This window comes from Nostoc sp. C110, assembly GCF_043099725.1.
Taxonomy (GTDB): Bacteria; Cyanobacteriota; Cyanobacteriia; order Cyanobacteriales; family Nostocaceae; genus Nostoc; species Nostoc muscorum_A.
This window is the reverse complement of the sequence record NZ_CP171148.1, coordinates 6,202,530-6,220,095: the sequence shown is the minus strand read 5'-3', so window position 1 is coordinate 6,220,095 and position 17,566 is coordinate 6,202,530. Positions and strand designations below refer to the sequence as shown.

Genomic DNA, 17,566 nt, shown 5'->3' with positions numbered 1-17,566 from the left:
TTCAAGTCGTGACTTTAATCACCCCTTATAGGCGATCGCCACTTTAACTAGAGTGTGCGATCGCCTTCATTTTTAGACCTAAAAAATTCTATTTAATAGCAACTATCATATCTCTATATCGTCTTCATCACCATCGATATTTATTGGAATACTTATTGAAGTATGCTATTGAAGGAAAGAGCTAGGAAAGTCATCTCTATTTTATTCTCTATCGAAAAGAGTATTCAAAATTACCTAATATCCTGATATTTTTTCTCAAGTAGTGTATAAAAGAGCATTTTATTATGGTAAGTAAAAGTTTAATTTTAAGCACATCTCTTGCAATTCCCGTGGTGTTAATTCTTTTGACTCAGGGAGAAAAGATAAAAGTATCTTTAGTTGAAAATGCCCCTCAGATATCCACTAACAACGAAATTAGCCTATCTAGCAACAAGCTAATTAGCGCGAATTCAACACCGAAAACATACTATGTTAGTGGTAATGGAAACGACAAAAATAGCGGACTTTCTACTTCATCCGCATTTAGGACAATTCAGAAAGCAGCAGACCTTACCAACCCTGGTGATACAGTATTGATTATGAATGGAGCCTACAAAAATGTAGCCAAAGCTTTGAGTGTAGTAAGTATTAAACGTTCTGGAACTGCAAATGCCTGGATTAGGTATAAAGCATATCCTGGACATTTCCCAAAAATTCAGCACAATACATGGAGCGGTATTCTAATTTCAAGTGGAGCTTCATATATTGAGATCAACGGACTGGAGGTTATAGGGAATAATGCCAATATAACTCTTGATTATGCGATGAGTGAGAAGAATAACAGACAAAACCCACTCACGAGTGGAAACTGCATCAGCATTGACGGACGAACCAGTGGTCATGTTCATCACATCCGTATTCTGAACAATAAAGTGCATGACTGTGGAGGAGCAGGTATTTCAGCGATTCAATCAGATTATGTGACAGTAGATAATAACGTAGTTTTCAATAATGCCTGGTATGGTGTTTATGGTGCTAGTGGTATTTCAATGTTGAATAATTGGAATTCTGACAAAAACCAGGGATACAAAATGTTTGTTACCAACAACAAGGCTTACAACAATCGTATGTACATCCCTTGGATTGCAGTTGGAAAGATCACGGATGGTAATGGTATTATTATCGATACTACAAGAAACGATCAGAATAATTCAAAATTGGGCGCATATCAAGGACGCACTTTAGTTAAAAACAATCTGACATTTAATAATGGTGGCTCAGGTATTCATACATTCTTAAGCGATCATGTTGATATTGTAAATAACACTGCTGTTTTAAATAATCAAAGCCCTGAAATTAAGGATGGGCAAATATTTGCTAATGTATCATCTGATGTCAGGATTTTAAACAATATTCTCTATGCTTACCCTGGCAAAGATATTAATAGTAACAATAAAAATAAAAACGTTGTTTATGATTACAATATATACCTTAATGTTTCTAAAATAAGTGTTAAGGGAACTCACGATATTGTTGCAGATTCACAGGTTTTAAAAAAATATCCTACTCTCGAAAAAATATCTAATGATTGGAAATCGCGACTAGATAAACAAAATCCACCAACACGGATTTATGTAGAGTCTAACTCCGCAGGTTTTGTTTGTGAGTCAGTAACTTATAGTTTACAAGGGAAACCTATCCAAGCGGGATGCTCCCCGCAATCTTTAGCTCAAATTGCTTTTTCTGATGTTTCATCTAACTATTGGGCAGCACAATTTATTCAACAATTGTCACAGCGAGGTGTAATTGTTGGATTTCCTGATGGTAGGTTCCGCCCTGAAGAACCTGTGACACGCGCTCAATTTGCCGCTATGGTCAACAAAGCTTTCCCTAAATCACAGCAGAGGCAGGCGATCAATTTTGCTGACGTGCCTAGCAACTATTGGGCATACAGTGCAATTGGGCAAGCCTATACCATTGGTTTTTTATCTGGATATCCCGGTAATCGGTTTCAACCTAATCAAGCTATTCCCCGCCAGCAGGTTTTGGTTTCCCTTGCCAACGGTCTGGGATATACTTCTGGTGGCAATACCGAAAACACTCTGAAATATTTCAACGATGCCTCTAACATCGCTAGCTATGCCCGTAGCCCGATCGCAGCCGCAACCCAAAAGCAAATTGTGGTGAACTATCCTAATGTGAAGTCCCTGAATCCAACCGCAACCGCAACTCGCGCCCAGGTAGCAGCTTTTATCTACCAAGCACTGGTTAGTTCTAAGCAAGCCTCAGCAATTAACTCGCCTTATGTCGTGTCAAACTTCAGCAATTAACTGCCAAATCAACAACTATCCATGTCTATAATCATTGCTGGAGAACGTAGTGGGGTGGGCAAGACAACAGTCACGCTTACCCTTTTAGCATCTTTACGTCGTCGCGATCGCCTGGTGCAATCTTTCAAGGTAGGCCCAGACTACATCGATCCGATGTTTCATCAACACGTAACTGGTCGTCCTTGTCGCAACTTAGACCCAGTGTTGACTTCAGAAACCTACGTTCAGCAATGTTTTGCCCGTCACAGTCAACTGACTGAATATGCTTTAGTTGAAGGGGTAATGGGATTATTTGATGGAATTTCGTCATTGGTCAATAGTCATTTGTCATTTGCAGAAGACAAAGGACTAATGACTAATGACAAAGGACAAATTAATGATTTTGCAAGTACGGCACACATTGCACGGCTTTTAGATTTACCTGTGGTGTTGGTGATTGATTGCAGTCGCTTGTCTGGTTCTGTAGCTGCGATCGCTCACGGCTACCAATCTATTGACCCCCGAATTAAAATAGCTGGGGTAGTATTAAATCGCGTGGGAAGCGATCGCCACCTCTCTCTCCTCAAAGATGCCCTAAAACCCTTAGAATTACCGATTCTCGGCGTGTTGCGTCGTCAAGATAACATCACAATTCCCGATCGCCATTTGGGTTTAGTACCCACAGCAGAACTTCCCGAACTCAATGCCTTGATTGATCGCCTCGCCGATTTAGGAGATACTTGCTTCGATTGGCAAAACTTATTACCCCTGTTAAAATCACAACCTCTCCCTCCTCCCCCTAATCCGCCTCATTCTCCCTCCTCTATCAGAATTGCAGTCGCCCGCGATCGCGCTTTTAATTTTTATTACCAAGACAATCTCGATTTGCTGCAACAACTTGGTGCAGAACTGGTTTTCTGGAGTCCCTTAGAAGCTGCTGCAATACCAAAAGATGTCCAGGGAATGTATTTTGGCGGAGGTTTCCCAGAAGTTTTTGCCCAGAAACTAGCAGAAAATACCAGCGTTCGTGATGGAGTGAAAACAGCAATTCTGGAAGGAATGCCTGCGATCGCTGAATGCGGAGGATTAATGTATTTGTGTGAGCAAATTATCGATTTTGAGGGTAAATCTTGGGCGATGACGGGAGTTTTACCGACATCTGCTGTCATGGGTGCGCGTTTAACTCTGGGCTATCGTCGTGCAGTAGCTTTGCAAGATAATCTGTTAGTGAAGGCAGGTACAACTGTTCACGGACATGAATTTCATCGTTCCCATTTAACCTTAACTCCCACTAAGCCCCTATTTGAAACTTCTCGCTACGATTGTGATGAAAATATGGGATGCGAGGGATGGGGTTTTCCTGCAAATGTTCATGCTTCTTATGTTCATCTGCATTGGGGAGAAAGTAGAGAAATTCCCGAACAGTTTCTTAAAGAATGTAGAATTTATAAGTAGGTTAAGTAGGTTGGTGCAATTAAAGCTAACTGGCTAAGGCTGTCATTGGTCATTAGTAAGGATTTTAAGCCTATTTAACGTGAGTTCGACGGAGTGAATTGACTGTGGTAGGAGATTTTGGGTTTAATTCAACGTGAGTTCGATAAATTCATATCGTCATTTAACTTACGAATCAGACGGGATAACTCACGAATGATATTCACCGCAATTTCAGGAGTTTCTTCGATCGCATCATACAATTGCTCTTGCGTCAGTTCCAAAAATTCGCAAGGTTCCAAAGTTGTTGCAGTAGCAGAACGAGGTTGAGTATCAAATACTGCCATCTCACCAAAATATTTTCCCTGTTCCACCTCTGCAAGCATTTTATTGCCGATGTGAACCTTAACCCGACCAGACACGACAATATAAAGCGATCGCCCTTCTTCTCCTTGGCGAAAGATGGTGTAATTAGCTGGAAATGACAGTTCGTTCATCACTGAAGTGAGCCGCACAATAAAATCATCCCGCAATTCCTTAAAAATCGGGACTCGCCGGACAAATAATAAACGGTCAACACTGGTTAGCATAATTACAAGTTAAACATAAAACATTACTGTAAATTTTAAACCTGAAGGCAGAGCGCAATTAGTCATATTAACCGATGTTTAACGCTAGCCGCCAAGAATATCTCAAACTTTAGTCTGTCTTTGATAGAGGAGGCAGGGGGAAATGACTTCTTCATCCTGCCGTGAAACGAAGGGGGGAACATGAGTCTGAGTCCTGCTACCTTGCCTCTTGTTCAATAGGAGCGATGCCTACGGCGGTAAACTACGCTCTTAAACTTCTCAGATAGTAACTCAGTATGAAGCTTAACCAACTGCCAGTCGAGCGGAAAGTAGTTTTGTTAAAAACCTTGCCAGCCCCGCTAAAGCAACACCTATAAAACAGACTGTTTATCAATCACCTTTATTTATCGTTTTAAAAAACAAGAGTATTTGCTCTTATATGGTTGCAAGCCATAATATTGACTTCATGAGCTCCCAAGGTACCTTGCTGAGGAAAAAATCACCAATTTGATTAGAGGCAATCGCTTCTAAAAACCGAGAAACTGGCTGATGACTAGCGAACCTCAATCGGTTGTCGTTAGGTAAAACAGTCACAAAATCTCCTTATCTGCCCTCACAGCGAAGAGCAGAGAAAGACTAGAACAAACAGCATTGAATATCGTGAGCAACAATTATGAGTTGGCTAATTAGTACATTATTTATTGGGATATCTGTCGCTTTTGCAACTACCTTTGACGACAATTTATATTTGACAGCTTTTTTTGGAAAAGTCAATCGCAGCTTTCGTCCTAAGCATATTATTATCGGTGAATTTCTGGGATTTACTACTTTAGTGTGCGCTAGTCTCCCTGGTTTCTTCGGCGGTCTGATTATTCCTAGCACCTGGATTGGATTACTAGGTTTGCTTCCTATCGCCATTGGGATCAGTAATTTCATCAGTCGAGAAGAGGAAGGAGAGACAGTGCAAGCTGTGTCGGTTGAGTTAAACTCCCCTGTCAAATCTGAACGCCAGAATAAATCATTATTAGCAACCATCCGCGATCCTCAAACCTACCGCGTTTCGGCTGTCACCATTGCCAATGGAGGAAACAACATTGGGATCTATGTACCGTTGTTTGCTAGTAGCAATCTTCCAAGTTTGGGTGTAATTCTGTGTGTTTGCTATTTCACTGTTGGGGCGTGGTGTTTACTCTCTTACAACCTGACTCGTAATCCTCTGATGACCCCCGTTTTAACCCGCTTCGGCCGAAAAGTCTTCCCATTTGTCTTAATTTATCTGGGACTCTCTATCTTAATTAAGAGTGAATCATATCGACTGTTACCTAGTCTGGCAATGCTTTCTAATTAGGAATTACACCCGAACTGAAAACTTGTTACTTGGGAATGCGATTTCTACGATGGTCACTGAGCTTTGTTGAAATGCGGGCTACGCCTACGGAGATGGGTGCTATTCCCTAACACAACCAAACTAATCACCTGATCGTTTCCCATCCACAAAGATTTTTTAATCACTTAAATTTATCAATTACAATCAAAATAATATTTGATGTTATCAATCAATTTATCTAAAGTGAGAATAAAGCACATTATTGATGGCTCTTATAAAAGCAAACCCACTACTACGAATAATCACAGAAAGGAACTCATGAATCAATCAAATTCTAAAAAATTAACTCGGTGGATAGTAACAGTAGTATTTCTGGTACTTGTAGCAGGATTTTCGCTCCTTGACCAGCAAGCAGTTAAAGCTCAAACATTAACAACATCCATACCTACTGAGTCTGAATTAGCTCCAGTCACATCTCCGGTTACATCGCCAATGGAGTCTGAACTAGCTCCAGTCATACCTCCGGTTACATCGCCAATGGAATCTGTAACTTCCCCAGTTATACCTCCAGTTGTGTCTGTAGCAACAAATGTTAGACATTTATTACAAACCAATGAATGTGTCGGATGCAACCTAACTGGAGCAATGCTTAAGGATGCAAACCTGCAAGCGGCAAATTTGGAGGGTGCTAACTTACAAAATGCAGACTTAGAAAGGGCTAACCTACAGCAAACAAACTTAAAAGGGGCAAACTTTCAAGGAGCAGATTTAGGTAAGGTAAACCTTTTGGGAGCAAACCTGTTAGGAGCAAACCTATTTGATGCAGACTTAGAAAAAGCCAACCTGTTGGGAGCAAATCTGCAAATGGCTAACCTACAGGGCGCAGACTTGGAAAAGACAAATCTCACAAATGCAAACATCCAGGGGGTTAACCTGATGGGGGTTGATTTGGAAGGTGCTATCAGACCTGAAGGATTCACTGTTCAGTAATTAAACTGAAGTTCTGAGTAAATTTAATAAAAACCCTCAAAAGCCTGATTCAGTAATGAATACAGGCTTTTATTTTTAAAGATTTGTACTCATATAATTGTCGGAATTTGCGATCGCCACAATAGTAGATAAAGGCACGTCAGCAAAATACTGTTGCTGAAATTGTTCTTCTCGGACAGCAGCTAAAAATCGTGCCACTGCTTCATCAGCAAGGTTTTCTGCTCTATCACTCGGATGCCAAGTAATTTGTAAATAATTGTCTTGTCGTTTGACTGTGAATCCTAAATGTTTTAAAGCTTTAATTCCTACAAGTAAAGTTTGATCACTGATGCCAATTTTCTCTAAAAGTTGGACGCGCGTAACTGGTTGATTTGTGCGACTGAGATATTTGGCAATTCCAACAAGAGTCAGCCAAATTTGATTTGGTGGTTGGTGGTTGGGTTTAGACCAAGCGATCGCTAATTGTTGTTGATTGGAAAGCGTAGATGCGGAGCGGCTTATTGCTAGACATCGCCGCAACCATAGGCGTAAATTATCCCAACTCGTGGGACAATCTTCAAGAATCAACGCTAAGTCTTGAATTGTGTTTGCCGTAGCCTGTGAGTGTTCCCGATTCCGTAAGTCTAAGATGAGTGGTGAGTGTTGAGTGTTAAGTGCTGAGTTAACACTGGGACGCACGGCAATTAATCTGATTTCATAACGTTTTTTAAAGGTGTTGTAGTCTAATTCAGCTATGCAATCACACCTTCCTATAGGCAACTCATCTTTGTAGTGCCCCCACCATAAGCCAGGAAAAGCACTTCTGCCGGAATCATCCCGAATATCAAACTCAGTTTTAATGTACTGTACCTTTTTCCCTTGCCAATCCTGCTGATTGCGATGCCAAGCATTTTCAAACCAACAGTTTTGAATTAGCAACTTCGGAACAGGATTACCCATTCCACAAGGTTCTAGCACTTTCAGTTCTAAAAATAACTCTTTTCCCAAGTCTGCAACTGTCACCGTCAAGTCTGCTTGCACGGTTGGCGTTAGGGTTGTACTACCTAAAGATTGCCGCAACTGCTGATTAATCGCTGCTGTAAATAAAGGAATATTCTCTACTAACAAACTCAACCCGGCTGCAAAGGGATGTCCGCCAAAGCGATGTAACAAATGTGCTTGGTCTTTCACCAGTTGGTATAAATCTACAGAATTCACCGAACGGGCGGAACCACGGGCTAATACGAGTGCTGAGTGCTGAGTGCTGAGTTCTGAGTTAGATAAAGAAGTAATTTCTCCCCCTGCTCCCCTGCTCCCCTGCTCTCCTGCTACTTCTGTACTTAACAAAATTGTGGGGCGACCTGTTTCTTGTGCTACTTGTCCAGCAACTAAACCCAATACACCCGCAGGCCATTGGGCATCTTCTAGGACGATGACGCTAGTGGTTGATAAGTCTAATTGAGTAAGTTTTTGTGCTACTTGCGCTTGTACATCTTTTTGCAAAGATTTGCGTCTGGTGTTTGCGAGTTCTGTAACTTCGGCTAATTCGTTACAACGTTTGACATCTCGACTGGTTAATAATTCAACGCAAAAACTGGCATCACCTTGGATGCGGCTAACGGCGTTAATTCTTGGGCCCAAACCAAAGGAAATATCTGTGGGGCGATCGCCACTTTTCTGGCACAATTCTAATAATCGCCCCACTCCCGGACGACGACGCGCTGCTGGTGGCTGTTTAAAATCTTCTTGTAGTCGTTGAATTCCCAACTGCGCCAAATAACGACAATCTCCACTTAACTGTACTAAGTCGGCAATTAATCCTACTGCTACTAAATCTAATAAATCTTTTAACGGATGTTTGGCAACATTAGGCAGACTTTGATATAACGCTTCGACTAACTTATAAGCTACAGCTACCCCAGAAAGATTAAATAGCTGATGTTCCCTTGAGAAATAGCGAGGATTGATAATTGCTGAAACAGGTGGGCGCTCAGTTGGTAAAGTATGATGGTCTGTAACTATTACATCTATACCTAGCTGTTTAGCGTAGATAATTTCCTCAATATTTGTGCTGCCAGTATCGCAAGTAACAATTAATTTACAACCTTGTTTTGCTAAGTTATCAATCCCTTGATTATTGAGACCGTGAGATTCTTTCAGGCGATTGGGAATATAGAAAATTAACTGAGTATTTTGTTGGAAAAATTGCCCTAATCCATCCCAAAGTACAGATGTAGCGGTAATTCCATCAGCATCAAAGTCTCCCCAAATAGCAATTTTTTCTTTGGCGTTATATGCTTGTTGCAACCGTGCGATCGCTAAGTCCATTTCTTGCCCAAACTCAAAGGGACTTGCTGGTTGATAAGCTTTATAGTTAATAAAAGCTGTTAATTGTTGATGATCTTGAATTCCCCGTTGCCACAACAATTGTGCTGCATATATTCCACTTGATAGGGGTGTATGCTGTTTCACCGCTTGGATGAACCCTTCCGGGGGTTGTTCGGTTGCTATTATAGTCCACTGCTGTTGTTCTGGCATTGTTTAAATCGGGGATTGATCCTCAGTTGTTTGAGATTCACCTGCTAGGGGATTAAGAATTACTTCATTAGCGACGCTCTCAGCTTTACGGGCACGAATTGCCGGACGCGATCGCTTGTAACCTGCTCTTTCAGCTTTTTGGTGTTCGTAATCAATTAATCTGCCATAATATTCATGCTTGCTTAAATTCATCGACAAGAAAATATGCTGGCGAGTATTACCAAAACCCTTGCGGTTAAAAAACTTTAAGGCTGAAGTATTGGTGGGATCGGTATCTACCAGCATAAACCGCGCCCCATCTTCAATCATCCGGGCGACGACTTTATCAACCAACTTATCTGCTACTCCCCGACGCTGATACTTCGGACTAACTCCCAACCATAAAATATATCCATAAGTCCAGGATGCTTTGGTGATGATAGTTCCCAAAATGAATCCGGCTAATTCTCCGTCTGTTTCGGCCACAAGACAATATTCAGGATCGGTGTTGTAAAGTCCAATCACCTCCCATTCATCCCATGTGCGGTATAAATAAGGATATAAATCGCTGGTAAATAACCCTTCTCCCAAGTGGTAAACGGGAGCAATGTCATCAATTCCTAATTCGCGGACATAAATGGCTTCAGTTTCGTCAAAAGTTGACATAAATTTAGAAGTTGTGATTTTTTTATATCCCTATTGAACTGGACAAACATCCTCCTAATGTATGGGGTTGAGTGAGACTTCTTGAATACTGTCAAAATTGGGCAATGAGTCTTTCACTGCTTCTTCAGAAACTTGTGTGCGTTGTTTACCGCCGTAGGCATCGCACCGTTTGGCAAACTGACAATAATCACAAGTTTTGCTACCCTCCGCCACTTGAGGAAACTGCTGATTATTTTGGTAATCTTTCAACCAATTAGTTAACTGGCTTAACAGTTGATTAAGTTTCTTTGCTATTTTTGTGTGTTGAACAGTATTGTAATTAAATTTAATATTTTGCGGCTTACCCTCAGATTGGACAAACCAGTAAGTCATGGAAATATTTTCTGGCGAATAATCGCTAGTTTCTGCCAATACATAGAGATAAAGCCGTGTTTGCCAGTTGGACTCTAACTCGCGTTTATTGGGTGGTTTAGGATAAGTTTTCCAGTCGAGAATTTGCGCTTGTTGGTTATCTGCAATCAATAAATCATAGACAACCGTCAGCAAATAATTCTGAACTTGCAGGGTGCGGTAGTGTTCACTTTCACGGAAAGTTTGATTATCAGATGCAGCCGTTAAAATTTCAGGTGCGGCATCAGCAAAACCTAGCATCCAGCTTTGCAGTTTAGCATCTGCTTGCAGGAAACTATCAATTGGCAAACCCATTTCTCGCTGCTGCATTAGCAAGTGAAAACGACTACCCAAAGTTTGCCGTTCTTCTTGTTCTGGATTTGAGGGCGAATTGAGTTTTTCTAAATAGGTATGTTGAAATTTACGCGGACAAGCTTCTAGTAAGTTGAGTTGTCCTTGAGACAGTCGCAGTAGTTGAGTAGGAGTTAATAGCATTCTTCTATTTTAGAAGTTAAAAGGGCGAATGACCTCCGCCCTAGTTCTAAGTTGACACCCAAACAATAACTGCTATAGTTCTCATATCTGTTATTTCAACTCTTCATCATCTGCCTCATCTTGGTGATTAGAATGTCTCGTTTTTTCTTGGGACTTGATGGAGCCAAGCAATCAAGCGCGAGTTAGTTTCCCTAGAAGAATTGCTAGATGATATTGTGCGTCCCTTGCCCAAAAGGGAAGTACTTGAAGCGATCGCTAATTGAACAAAGAACTGCACTTTTCTCCCTCCAGTCTGTGATGATGAAATAGATGACTGACCGATTAATTGAACAGGTTTATCACAAAATTACTACCGGGGATATTAGGCTACTTGTAAGCTATTTACTTGTACCTGGACATAACGGTTCGGTATAAATCATAGGACTTACGCAAACAATAGTTAAAACCCTGATTCTCAATTAGGGGCAATTCATGAATTGTCCCTACCGTGTGTAGTTTTGCGTAAGTCCTAAATCAGTTGCCTTCAGTCCCGATGGTCAAACCCTAATTTGTGGTAGCCAAGATGAGACAATTAAAGTTTGGGATGTATTGATAGGTGAGTGTCTAAAAACACTACGTAGGCGTAGCCCGTCGTACACATCGCCAAAAGGCTAAGAAAAAATGAATATCACCGGGGTGACAGAATTAACATCGGCACAGATAGAAACTCTCAAAGCCTTGGGAGCCGTAGAAAAATCGAAAAAATAAAAGGTAAAAGAATGAATTTTGCCTTTTCCTTCATCCTTTTACCTTTTTTATGTACCTGATGCTTATTTCATGTTAGCCCTTGCGTCCTTCACTGCGGCAAAGAAAAAGAATCCGGTGAGTGGAATGCTCAATGCGAGGATAATCGCCGTGACTTGGAAACCCAAATCTGGTTGTCCGTAACTGAGTTCAAAAATTGAACCAACAGCTGCGATCGCACTTACACAAGAACCACCCAGAAATAAACCGCTTTTTGGAGTTAAATACACTACTAGCCCCCTATGCTATTGGTTTCACCGCTTGATACGAGAAGCCATTTTTAGATAGCTCCTGGGCTAAAGTCAAGGAGTTTTCTACACGGTCTACAAATACCACACCGTTGAGGTGATCCATCTCGTGCTGAATGCAGCGTCCTAAAAGGGCATTAGCCTTTAATGTTCGAGGACGACCATATTCGTCTTTATAGGCTATCTCCACGACTTCAGGACGCTTTACGTCTAGATATACGTTAGGAATGCTTAAGCATCCTTCTTCGGCAACAGAGATGTCGCGGCTGACTTGTTTAATGGTGGGGTTAATTAACACCAAAGGCGGATTAGCTGCGTTCTCTGGTTCCAGGTCGATGACAATTAGTTGTTTGTGAATTCCCACTTGGGGGGCAGCCAAACCAATGCCATCTTTGCTGTACATAGTTTGCAGCATTTCCCGCACCATCCGGCGAAGTTCGTCATCTACTTTAGAAACCCGCTTTGCAGCTTGACGCAGCACGCGATCGCCTAAATAATGAAGCTCCAAAGGTGGATTTTTTAACTTTTTTTTCTCTACAGCAATTTCAGAAGGCATGAGTCTCAATGGCTAGTGGTGAAAATTCTTACTATTTTCATTCTATCAAGTTGGGGAATGGGGAGTGGGGAATTGGGAATTGGGAATTGGGAATGGGGAATTGGGAATTATTAATTACGAATTACGAATTACGAATTATGTTTAAGTCTTTTACGAAACTAGACTATCTGCTTAAAGAAACTTTCCTCGGTTTACTGCGGGGAGGTTGGATGAATTGGGCAGCTGTAAGTACTGTGACAGTGTTACTGTTTTTATTTGGTTTGAGTTTGCAAACCTCTTGGCAAGTCGAAAAACTACTCTATCAGTTCGGTAGTCAGCTAGAAGTATCAGTTTATCTTGAACCGGATGCACGGGCCGAAAACATTGAGCCACTGATCGCAAAAATGCCAGAGGTTACGGCGATGCAAACCATTACCAAAGAGCAAGCTTGGACTAAGTTAGTTAAGGAAATGAGAATTTCTGATATTGAGGGTGCTACGCAGCAGCTAGGTGAGAATCCTTTAGTTGACGAGATGAAGGTGAAAGCGCGTAATTCTCAAGTTGTACCAACTTTAGCAACGCAACTGGCTAAGTTACCGGGAGTTGAGACGGTGGAGTATATCGATGAAGCAGTTAAACGCATTGCCCAGTTGCACCGGGGTCTGAACTGGATTACTTTAACAATTACAATTATTCTGACCCTAACAGCGATCGCAGTGACTACAACCACAATTCGGTTGATTGTCATGGCGCGACGGCAAGAAATTGAAATTATGCAACTAGTGGGAGCAACCTCAGCTTGGATTTACCTGCCGTTTATTTTACAAGGAATTGCTTTTGGTTTAGTTGGTGGTGCGATCGCTTGGAGTTTCATCTCTGTGATTCAACAGTTTCTTGGTAAATTGCTAGCTAATCAACCTGAATTTATTCAAGTGATCAGCAATGGTGTGCAACTCACTCCAGCCCAAGTTTTACTATTACCCTTGATTCTCTTGAGTTTCGGTGCAGTTGTAGGATTAATGGGGAGCTTATTTGCAGTCCGAAGTTTTGCTAAAGGATAGTTGTTAGTCATTGGTCATTTGTCCTTTGTCATTTGAACTCGGAACTTCGACTTTTTAACTTAAAACTTTCAAAATTTTAAAAGAACAACTGAAGTTTGGGATTGAACGAATATGAAATTAATCCTACATATCAAATAACCAATCACAAATGACAAAGGACAAATCTTTATGAAATCGCAATGGGAATGTTTTCTGCAAAATCTTGGTGTATGGGAAGGTTCATTTACCAATTTTTCTCCCCAAGGTACGCTTTTGAACGATACTTCTAGCCGTCTTTGCCTAGAAGGTTTGAACAATAACCAGACAGTACGCCTAACTCTGAGCCGTTCGGGAAAGGATGATCTAATCAGAGAATTTAGGTCTGTGGAAGGGGGTCTACTATTTTTTGAAAGTGGTTCATTTTCTGAAGGTTTAATTCAGCTAGGGCCATTTTCCGAATTTGGTGCAGAACTCGCTTTTGTTCATGAAAATCGCCGCTTGCGTTTGGTGCAACTGTTTGATAAAAATGGTCATCTAAATGGACTAACTCTCATTCGAGAACATCTAGCTGGAACCCTAACATCAGAACGTCCCCCTTTGCAGATACATGACTTGTTAGGAGAATGGCGAGGACAAGCTGTGACAATCTATCGAGATTTGCGTTCGCCTGATATTTACTCTACAACTTTGAAAATACAACTTGATGATGCTGGGCGATTAATTCAAAGTATTTCTTTTGGCGATGTCTCACGACAAGCCGCTTCTCTACGAGAGGCTACGCCAACGCGTCTACGCACAATTACCTCAACTGCTACTATCAAAGGTTCCATCGTTCTCTTTGACCAAGATCCAGAAAAACAAGTACAAGTATTATTGTTACCTGATGGCGCTTCTGCAACTTCTCCCCTCAAGGTACAATTACGTCAACCCTTATTTCTGGAAGCGGGTTGGTTAATCCAGTCAAATCTGCGTCAGAGGATGATTCGCAGCTATAACGAGAAAGGTGAATGGGTTAGTCTGACATTAGTTACTGAAGAGAGGGTGTAAGGGATTTGTGAGTGCGATCGCTTTGGTTAGCCTGCACCGTTAATCTCCTCTGATTTCAACTAACGCTTCACCAGATCGCAAAAGCTCTAATGCTTCTGGCAATGTTGAATTCAGAATCTCTTTCAATCGGTCATTTGAAGTATTGCCACACGTCAACCAGATAACTTGTGGCGGTGTTCCAAAACGATCAACTAAATCAGCAAAGTCACTGTCTTTGGTCATGAGAATGACTCCTGTAGCTCTTGCTGCCTCGAAAATCTCAGCATCTTCGGCATCTCTTAGCCCAACATCACGCAAGGCTAATGCGGTTATACCGAATGTGATGGTGATCCAAGTTGCAATTGCAGGTGACAGATGTGCATCTATCCAGATCGTCATGCAACCAAAACGGGATGATTGAGCTTACGTGAAGCATACACAAGTGCTGCTTTAAGATCATCCGCTTCCAGATCGGGCATTTCTTCTAGGATTTGTTCGGCACTCAGTCCAGCAGCAAACAAGTCGAGTACATCTGATACCCGAATTCTCATGCCCCGGATACAGGGACGACCACCACACTGTTTGGGATTAACTGTAATTCTTCCAAGTAAGTCTGACATAGGGTTTCACTCGGAGATAGTCTTTAACCCAGTATATTTAAAATAGGCGCTTCTTAGTTGCAAGTGTTGAATTGCTGCCAAATTTGTGATTGCCGACGTATCGCTGATAACAATCACAGCCTTCCAAGGTCTCGCAGGTTTTTCAAATCCAATTCAAAGTCCTCAACGTTGTAGGAGTAGAGAGGGATATTTCGCTGCTTGAGGAGTTGGCGAAAAGTATTGGGTTGCATATCCGCTAGCTGACTGGCGTAGCCTATCGTTAACCGTCCTGTCTGAAATAGGGACAGCGCAATTTCTTGACAAAACTCACTTTGGGTAAGCTGAGATGCTTGTAGAATTTCGTCTGAGATTACAAGACTCATAGGAAGGCTAGTTTTGCGACTATTATCTTTAGGGTAGCTTAAGAAACTTCAGGTGCAGTAGGTTTGTTAGACTGCGATCGCACTTTTCATCGTGGAAGTGTTTAAGATTGTGAGTGGAAAAATCTGTTGGGTAACGCCATCCCTCTACCCAACCTTATATTTTAAAAATAAGTGGTAGACCGTTCGCTGTAAAGTAATTGTTAGCCTGCACCCTGATCGCCATTGTTTTCAATGTAACGGCGCAAAACTGAGTTAATCAGTGTTTTGTACTCTGTACCTTGTTCACGAAACCACGTTATCACTTCTGGATCTAACTGAATCAATTCACTGGCTCGCGTTGCCGGAATCCTTAGCGTGGCATTTTCAAAAAACTCATCGCTCAACGGTGGGATGTCTGAGTAATCAATGTCTTCATCCGTCATCGCCTCTAATGCAGCCCAATCAGTACGTGAGGTATTGTTCAAGTCGTTGACGTTCATATCGGTTTGCCCTTCGTGCTGAGATAATGCGGACTATGTTGTTCTGTCGTTCTGTCCAAATGACAACTGCTACACCGTTGCCTAAAAAGCCGATTCCGATTCAGCGATCTTCGCCATAATCAAAACGCTCATCAAGCTCAATCAGCATGGAATTGTCAAACATTCCAGGGACATCTGCAAAATCAATTCGATGTTTACGAATATTTTCAAAATTCTTCGTTTAGTCCCACTCAAACTGCATGAAGGCTTAATGAACAATACATAAACAGTTAAGTCTATTATCGCTTATTGCACTTCCTATAAGCTTTTCAATTAAATGCTGTTAAATGTTATACCAATAAACATCGATGTTGCAACGCTTGCTTGAGTAAAACTTGATATTCTTCATCCTCAACCCGATAAGCGCCAAACCTCTCCAAATGCGGATTCATCATTTGGGCATCAAAAAATACAAATTTCCTCTGACGCAATCTTTCCACCAATTTAACCATCGCTACCTTAGAGCCTTCAGGAATACGGTAAAACATCGACTCGCCAATGAAAGCCCCACCAATCACAATTCCCAAAATTCCCCCAGCTAATTCGTCACCCTGCCAAGTTTCAAAACTAAAAGCATAACCACTTTGGTAAAGTAGCCAGTAAATCTTTTCCAATTCCGGTGAAATCCAAGTTGTCTCTCTGTCAGCACACCCAGCGACTACAGCTTGGAAGTCCCGATTAATTGCCACAGTAAACCGTTCTTGATTCAAAACGCGCTGCAAAGACTTGGGGTAACGAAACCGTTCATCCAAAGGAATAAAAGTTCGATCGCGACTTCCGTACCAACTCAGGCGATCGCGTTCATCAGCCATGAGAAAATAGCCTTGTGCATAGCCCTCAACAATAGCGGCGATATCATATTGCATAAATAAATAATAAAAAAACACTAGAGAAACGCAATTTGATGTTATCAGTCAACCTCAGCGTTACTCTGCGTTTCCCTCCGCGTCCCTCTGCGTTTAAAAAAGATGACTCAACCAATTCCACCTATCACCCTACCACCACCTGAAAACCCACTGCTCGAAGGTGAATGGTTAAAAGAGCGTTTACAACGGTGGCTAGATACAGAATTTATCCCCGAAGCAGTAAACCAAAATATTGCCCAACGAGCCGCACAGATTTTTGTGCGTCAACGGATGGAAGGAGAAAATGACCTTGGTTCTCTGGTAATTGCCATTGTCACAGAGATGCAGTCCTATGATTTTTCCAATAGCTTTTATGGAGAGTTTGCGATCGCCAACGCCGTCAGCGATCTACTCTTAGAAAGTCTGGGAATTGATAAGTGTTGTGGTCAATAATATTTTGTCATTTGTCATTTGTCCTTTGTCATTTGTTCTTTACCAATGACTAATGACCCTTACGGGTTCGCCAGTCACTCATGGGGGAAACCCCCAAGACCGCGCTGGCTCACTAATGACTAATGACTCTTAACTACCAGCTAGACTTAACAACTCCAGGTAAAAGACCTTCATGCGCCCATTCTCGTAGCACGTTCCGAGAGAGTCCAAAATCGCGGTAAACTCCTCTAGAACGACCAGTCAACCAGCAACGGTTGCGGTGGCGGGTGGGCGCACTATTCCGGGGTAGTTGTTGAATCTTCCGGTGGATTTCTAGCTTATCCAAAGGAGATGCTGCGCTTCTGAACTCATCCAAAAGGGCTTCCCGCTTGTCAGCATACTTTTCTATCAACCTGGTGCGCTTTTTCTCGCGCTCAATCATGCTCTTTTTAGCCATTATTCTCTAACTTATTTAAAGACACCGTTCTCCATTCTACAGTCTCTC

General features: G+C 41.7%; 19 protein-coding genes and 1 pseudogene. 8 read left to right on the top strand and 12 right to left on the bottom strand.

All coding sequences use genetic code 11. The features are described from left to right. Positions 1 to 1,676: 1,676 nt before the first annotated feature. Positions 1,677 to 2,294, top strand: a pseudogene (locus ACFFRD_RS31715) (S-layer homology domain-containing protein); the annotation flags it as partial. Positions 2,295 to 2,330: 36 nt separating this feature from the next. Beyond that, a complete protein-coding gene (locus tag ACFFRD_RS31710; RefSeq protein ID WP_392479756.1) occupies positions 2,331 to 3,743 on the top strand; it encodes a cobyrinate a,c-diamide synthase in 1,413 nt (470 codons plus the stop codon). Between the two features lie 128 nt (positions 3,744 to 3,871). Here ACFFRD_RS31710 and ACFFRD_RS31705 read toward each other — a convergent pair whose 3' ends face one another. Continuing rightward, on the bottom strand, positions 3,872 to 4,309 hold the full coding sequence (locus ACFFRD_RS31705) for a cyclic nucleotide-binding domain-containing protein (protein ID WP_114081859.1): 438 nt from the start codon (positions 4,307 to 4,309) through the stop codon (positions 3,872 to 3,874). A gap of 652 nt (positions 4,310 to 4,961) precedes the next feature. Between ACFFRD_RS31705 and ACFFRD_RS31700 the strand changes: the two genes are divergently transcribed. Both ACFFRD_RS31700 and ACFFRD_RS31695 read left to right on the top strand, forming a co-directional pair. Next, positions 4,962 to 5,636 (top strand): cadmium resistance transporter, encoded by a 675-nt coding sequence (locus tag ACFFRD_RS31700; RefSeq protein WP_392479754.1) that lies wholly within the window; start codon positions 4,962 to 4,964, stop codon positions 5,634 to 5,636. 297 nt (positions 5,637 to 5,933) lie between these two features. Further along, complete coding sequence (locus tag ACFFRD_RS31695; protein ID WP_163936468.1) at positions 5,934 to 6,605, top strand: pentapeptide repeat-containing protein; 672 nt, start codon at positions 5,934 to 5,936, stop codon at positions 6,603 to 6,605. A 75-nt stretch (positions 6,606 to 6,680) separates the two neighbouring features. Here ACFFRD_RS31695 and ACFFRD_RS31690 read toward each other — a convergent pair whose 3' ends face one another. From ACFFRD_RS31690 to ACFFRD_RS31680, 3 genes are read right to left on the bottom strand one after another with little or no spacing between them, the layout of a single operon-like run. Then, the gene (locus tag ACFFRD_RS31690; RefSeq protein ID WP_392479751.1) at positions 6,681 to 9,122 is read right to left on the bottom strand and encodes a DHH family phosphoesterase; all 2,442 of its coding nucleotides are present in this window, start codon (positions 9,120 to 9,122) and stop codon (positions 6,681 to 6,683) included. A gap of 3 nt (positions 9,123 to 9,125) precedes the next feature. Further along, on the bottom strand, positions 9,126 to 9,767 hold the full coding sequence (locus tag ACFFRD_RS31685) for a GNAT family N-acetyltransferase (RefSeq protein ID WP_163936474.1): 642 nt from the start codon (positions 9,765 to 9,767) through the stop codon (positions 9,126 to 9,128). Between the two features lie 54 nt (positions 9,768 to 9,821). Continuing rightward, entirely contained in the window at positions 9,822 to 10,652 is an 831-nt protein-coding gene (locus ACFFRD_RS31680; RefSeq protein WP_392479749.1) for a PD-(D/E)XK nuclease family protein, read from the bottom strand. Between the two features lie 546 nt (positions 10,653 to 11,198). On the opposite strand from ACFFRD_RS31680, the gene ACFFRD_RS31675 reads away from it, so the two are divergent. Further along, entirely contained in the window at positions 11,199 to 11,306 is a 108-nt protein-coding gene (locus tag ACFFRD_RS31675; RefSeq protein WP_306297101.1) for a hypothetical protein, read from the top strand. 155 nt (positions 11,307 to 11,461) lie between these two features. Here ACFFRD_RS31675 and ACFFRD_RS31670 read toward each other — a convergent pair whose 3' ends face one another. Next, positions 11,462 to 11,665, bottom strand: coding sequence for a hypothetical protein (locus ACFFRD_RS31670; RefSeq protein ID WP_114081865.1), 204 nt, complete (start codon positions 11,663 to 11,665; stop codon positions 11,462 to 11,464). Positions 11,666 to 11,675: 10 nt separating this feature from the next. Beyond that, positions 11,676 to 12,239 carry a peptide deformylase gene (def, locus tag ACFFRD_RS31665; RefSeq protein ID WP_114081866.1) on the bottom strand — a complete coding sequence of 188 codons (564 nt, stop codon included), beginning with the start codon at positions 12,237 to 12,239 and terminating at the stop codon, positions 11,676 to 11,678. Positions 12,240 to 12,376: 137 nt separating this feature from the next. Here def and ACFFRD_RS31660 point away from each other — a divergent pair, with 137 nt between their 5' ends. Both ACFFRD_RS31660 and ACFFRD_RS31655 read left to right on the top strand, forming a co-directional pair. Next, positions 12,377 to 13,279, top strand: a complete 903-nt coding sequence (locus ACFFRD_RS31660; RefSeq protein WP_392483214.1) for a cell division protein FtsX — start codon at positions 12,377 to 12,379, stop codon at positions 13,277 to 13,279. Positions 13,280 to 13,447: 168 nt separating this feature from the next. Continuing rightward, the gene (locus ACFFRD_RS31655) at positions 13,448 to 14,305 is read left to right on the top strand and encodes a DUF3598 family protein (RefSeq protein WP_392479746.1); all 858 of its coding nucleotides are present in this window, start codon (positions 13,448 to 13,450) and stop codon (positions 14,303 to 14,305) included. A gap of 39 nt (positions 14,306 to 14,344) precedes the next feature. On the opposite strand, the gene ACFFRD_RS31650 is transcribed toward ACFFRD_RS31655, so the two are convergent. The 5 genes from ACFFRD_RS31650 to aat all read right to left on the bottom strand — a co-directional run bounded on the left by ACFFRD_RS31650 (position 14,345) and on the right by aat (position 16,650). Beyond that, positions 14,345 to 14,683 (bottom strand): DUF5615 family PIN-like protein, encoded by a 339-nt coding sequence (locus tag ACFFRD_RS31650; RefSeq protein WP_392479744.1) that lies wholly within the window; start codon positions 14,681 to 14,683, stop codon positions 14,345 to 14,347. Beyond that, positions 14,680 to 14,904 carry a DUF433 domain-containing protein gene (locus ACFFRD_RS31645; protein ID WP_174712394.1) on the bottom strand — a complete coding sequence of 75 codons (225 nt, stop codon included), beginning with the start codon at positions 14,902 to 14,904 and terminating at the stop codon, positions 14,680 to 14,682. The genes ACFFRD_RS31650 and ACFFRD_RS31645 overlap by 4 nt, the downstream gene beginning before the upstream one ends. Positions 14,905 to 15,017: 113 nt before the next feature. Beyond that, on the bottom strand, positions 15,018 to 15,266 hold the full coding sequence (locus ACFFRD_RS31640; RefSeq protein ID WP_392479742.1) for a UPF0175 family protein: 249 nt from the start codon (positions 15,264 to 15,266) through the stop codon (positions 15,018 to 15,020). Positions 15,267 to 15,466: 200 nt separating this feature from the next. Beyond that, positions 15,467 to 15,745: a BrnA antitoxin family protein gene (locus ACFFRD_RS31635; RefSeq protein ID WP_392479740.1), complete on the bottom strand. Its 279-nt coding sequence runs from the start codon at positions 15,743 to 15,745 to the stop codon at positions 15,467 to 15,469. Between the two features lie 329 nt (positions 15,746 to 16,074). Then, positions 16,075 to 16,650 carry a leucyl/phenylalanyl-tRNA--protein transferase gene (gene aat, locus ACFFRD_RS31630; RefSeq protein ID WP_179074301.1) on the bottom strand — a complete coding sequence of 192 codons (576 nt, stop codon included), beginning with the start codon at positions 16,648 to 16,650 and terminating at the stop codon, positions 16,075 to 16,077. Between the two features lie 102 nt (positions 16,651 to 16,752). Between aat and ACFFRD_RS31625 the strand changes: the two genes are divergently transcribed. Continuing rightward, a complete protein-coding gene (locus ACFFRD_RS31625) occupies positions 16,753 to 17,082 on the top strand; it encodes a hypothetical protein (protein WP_114081874.1) in 330 nt (109 codons plus the stop codon). A gap of 133 nt (positions 17,083 to 17,215) precedes the next feature. Here the strand turns inward: ACFFRD_RS31625 and rpsN are convergent, their stop codons facing one another. Beyond that, positions 17,216 to 17,518: a 30S ribosomal protein S14 gene (gene rpsN, locus ACFFRD_RS31620; RefSeq protein WP_114081875.1), complete on the bottom strand. Its 303-nt coding sequence runs from the start codon at positions 17,516 to 17,518 to the stop codon at positions 17,216 to 17,218. Positions 17,519 to 17,566: the final 48 nt, after the last annotated feature.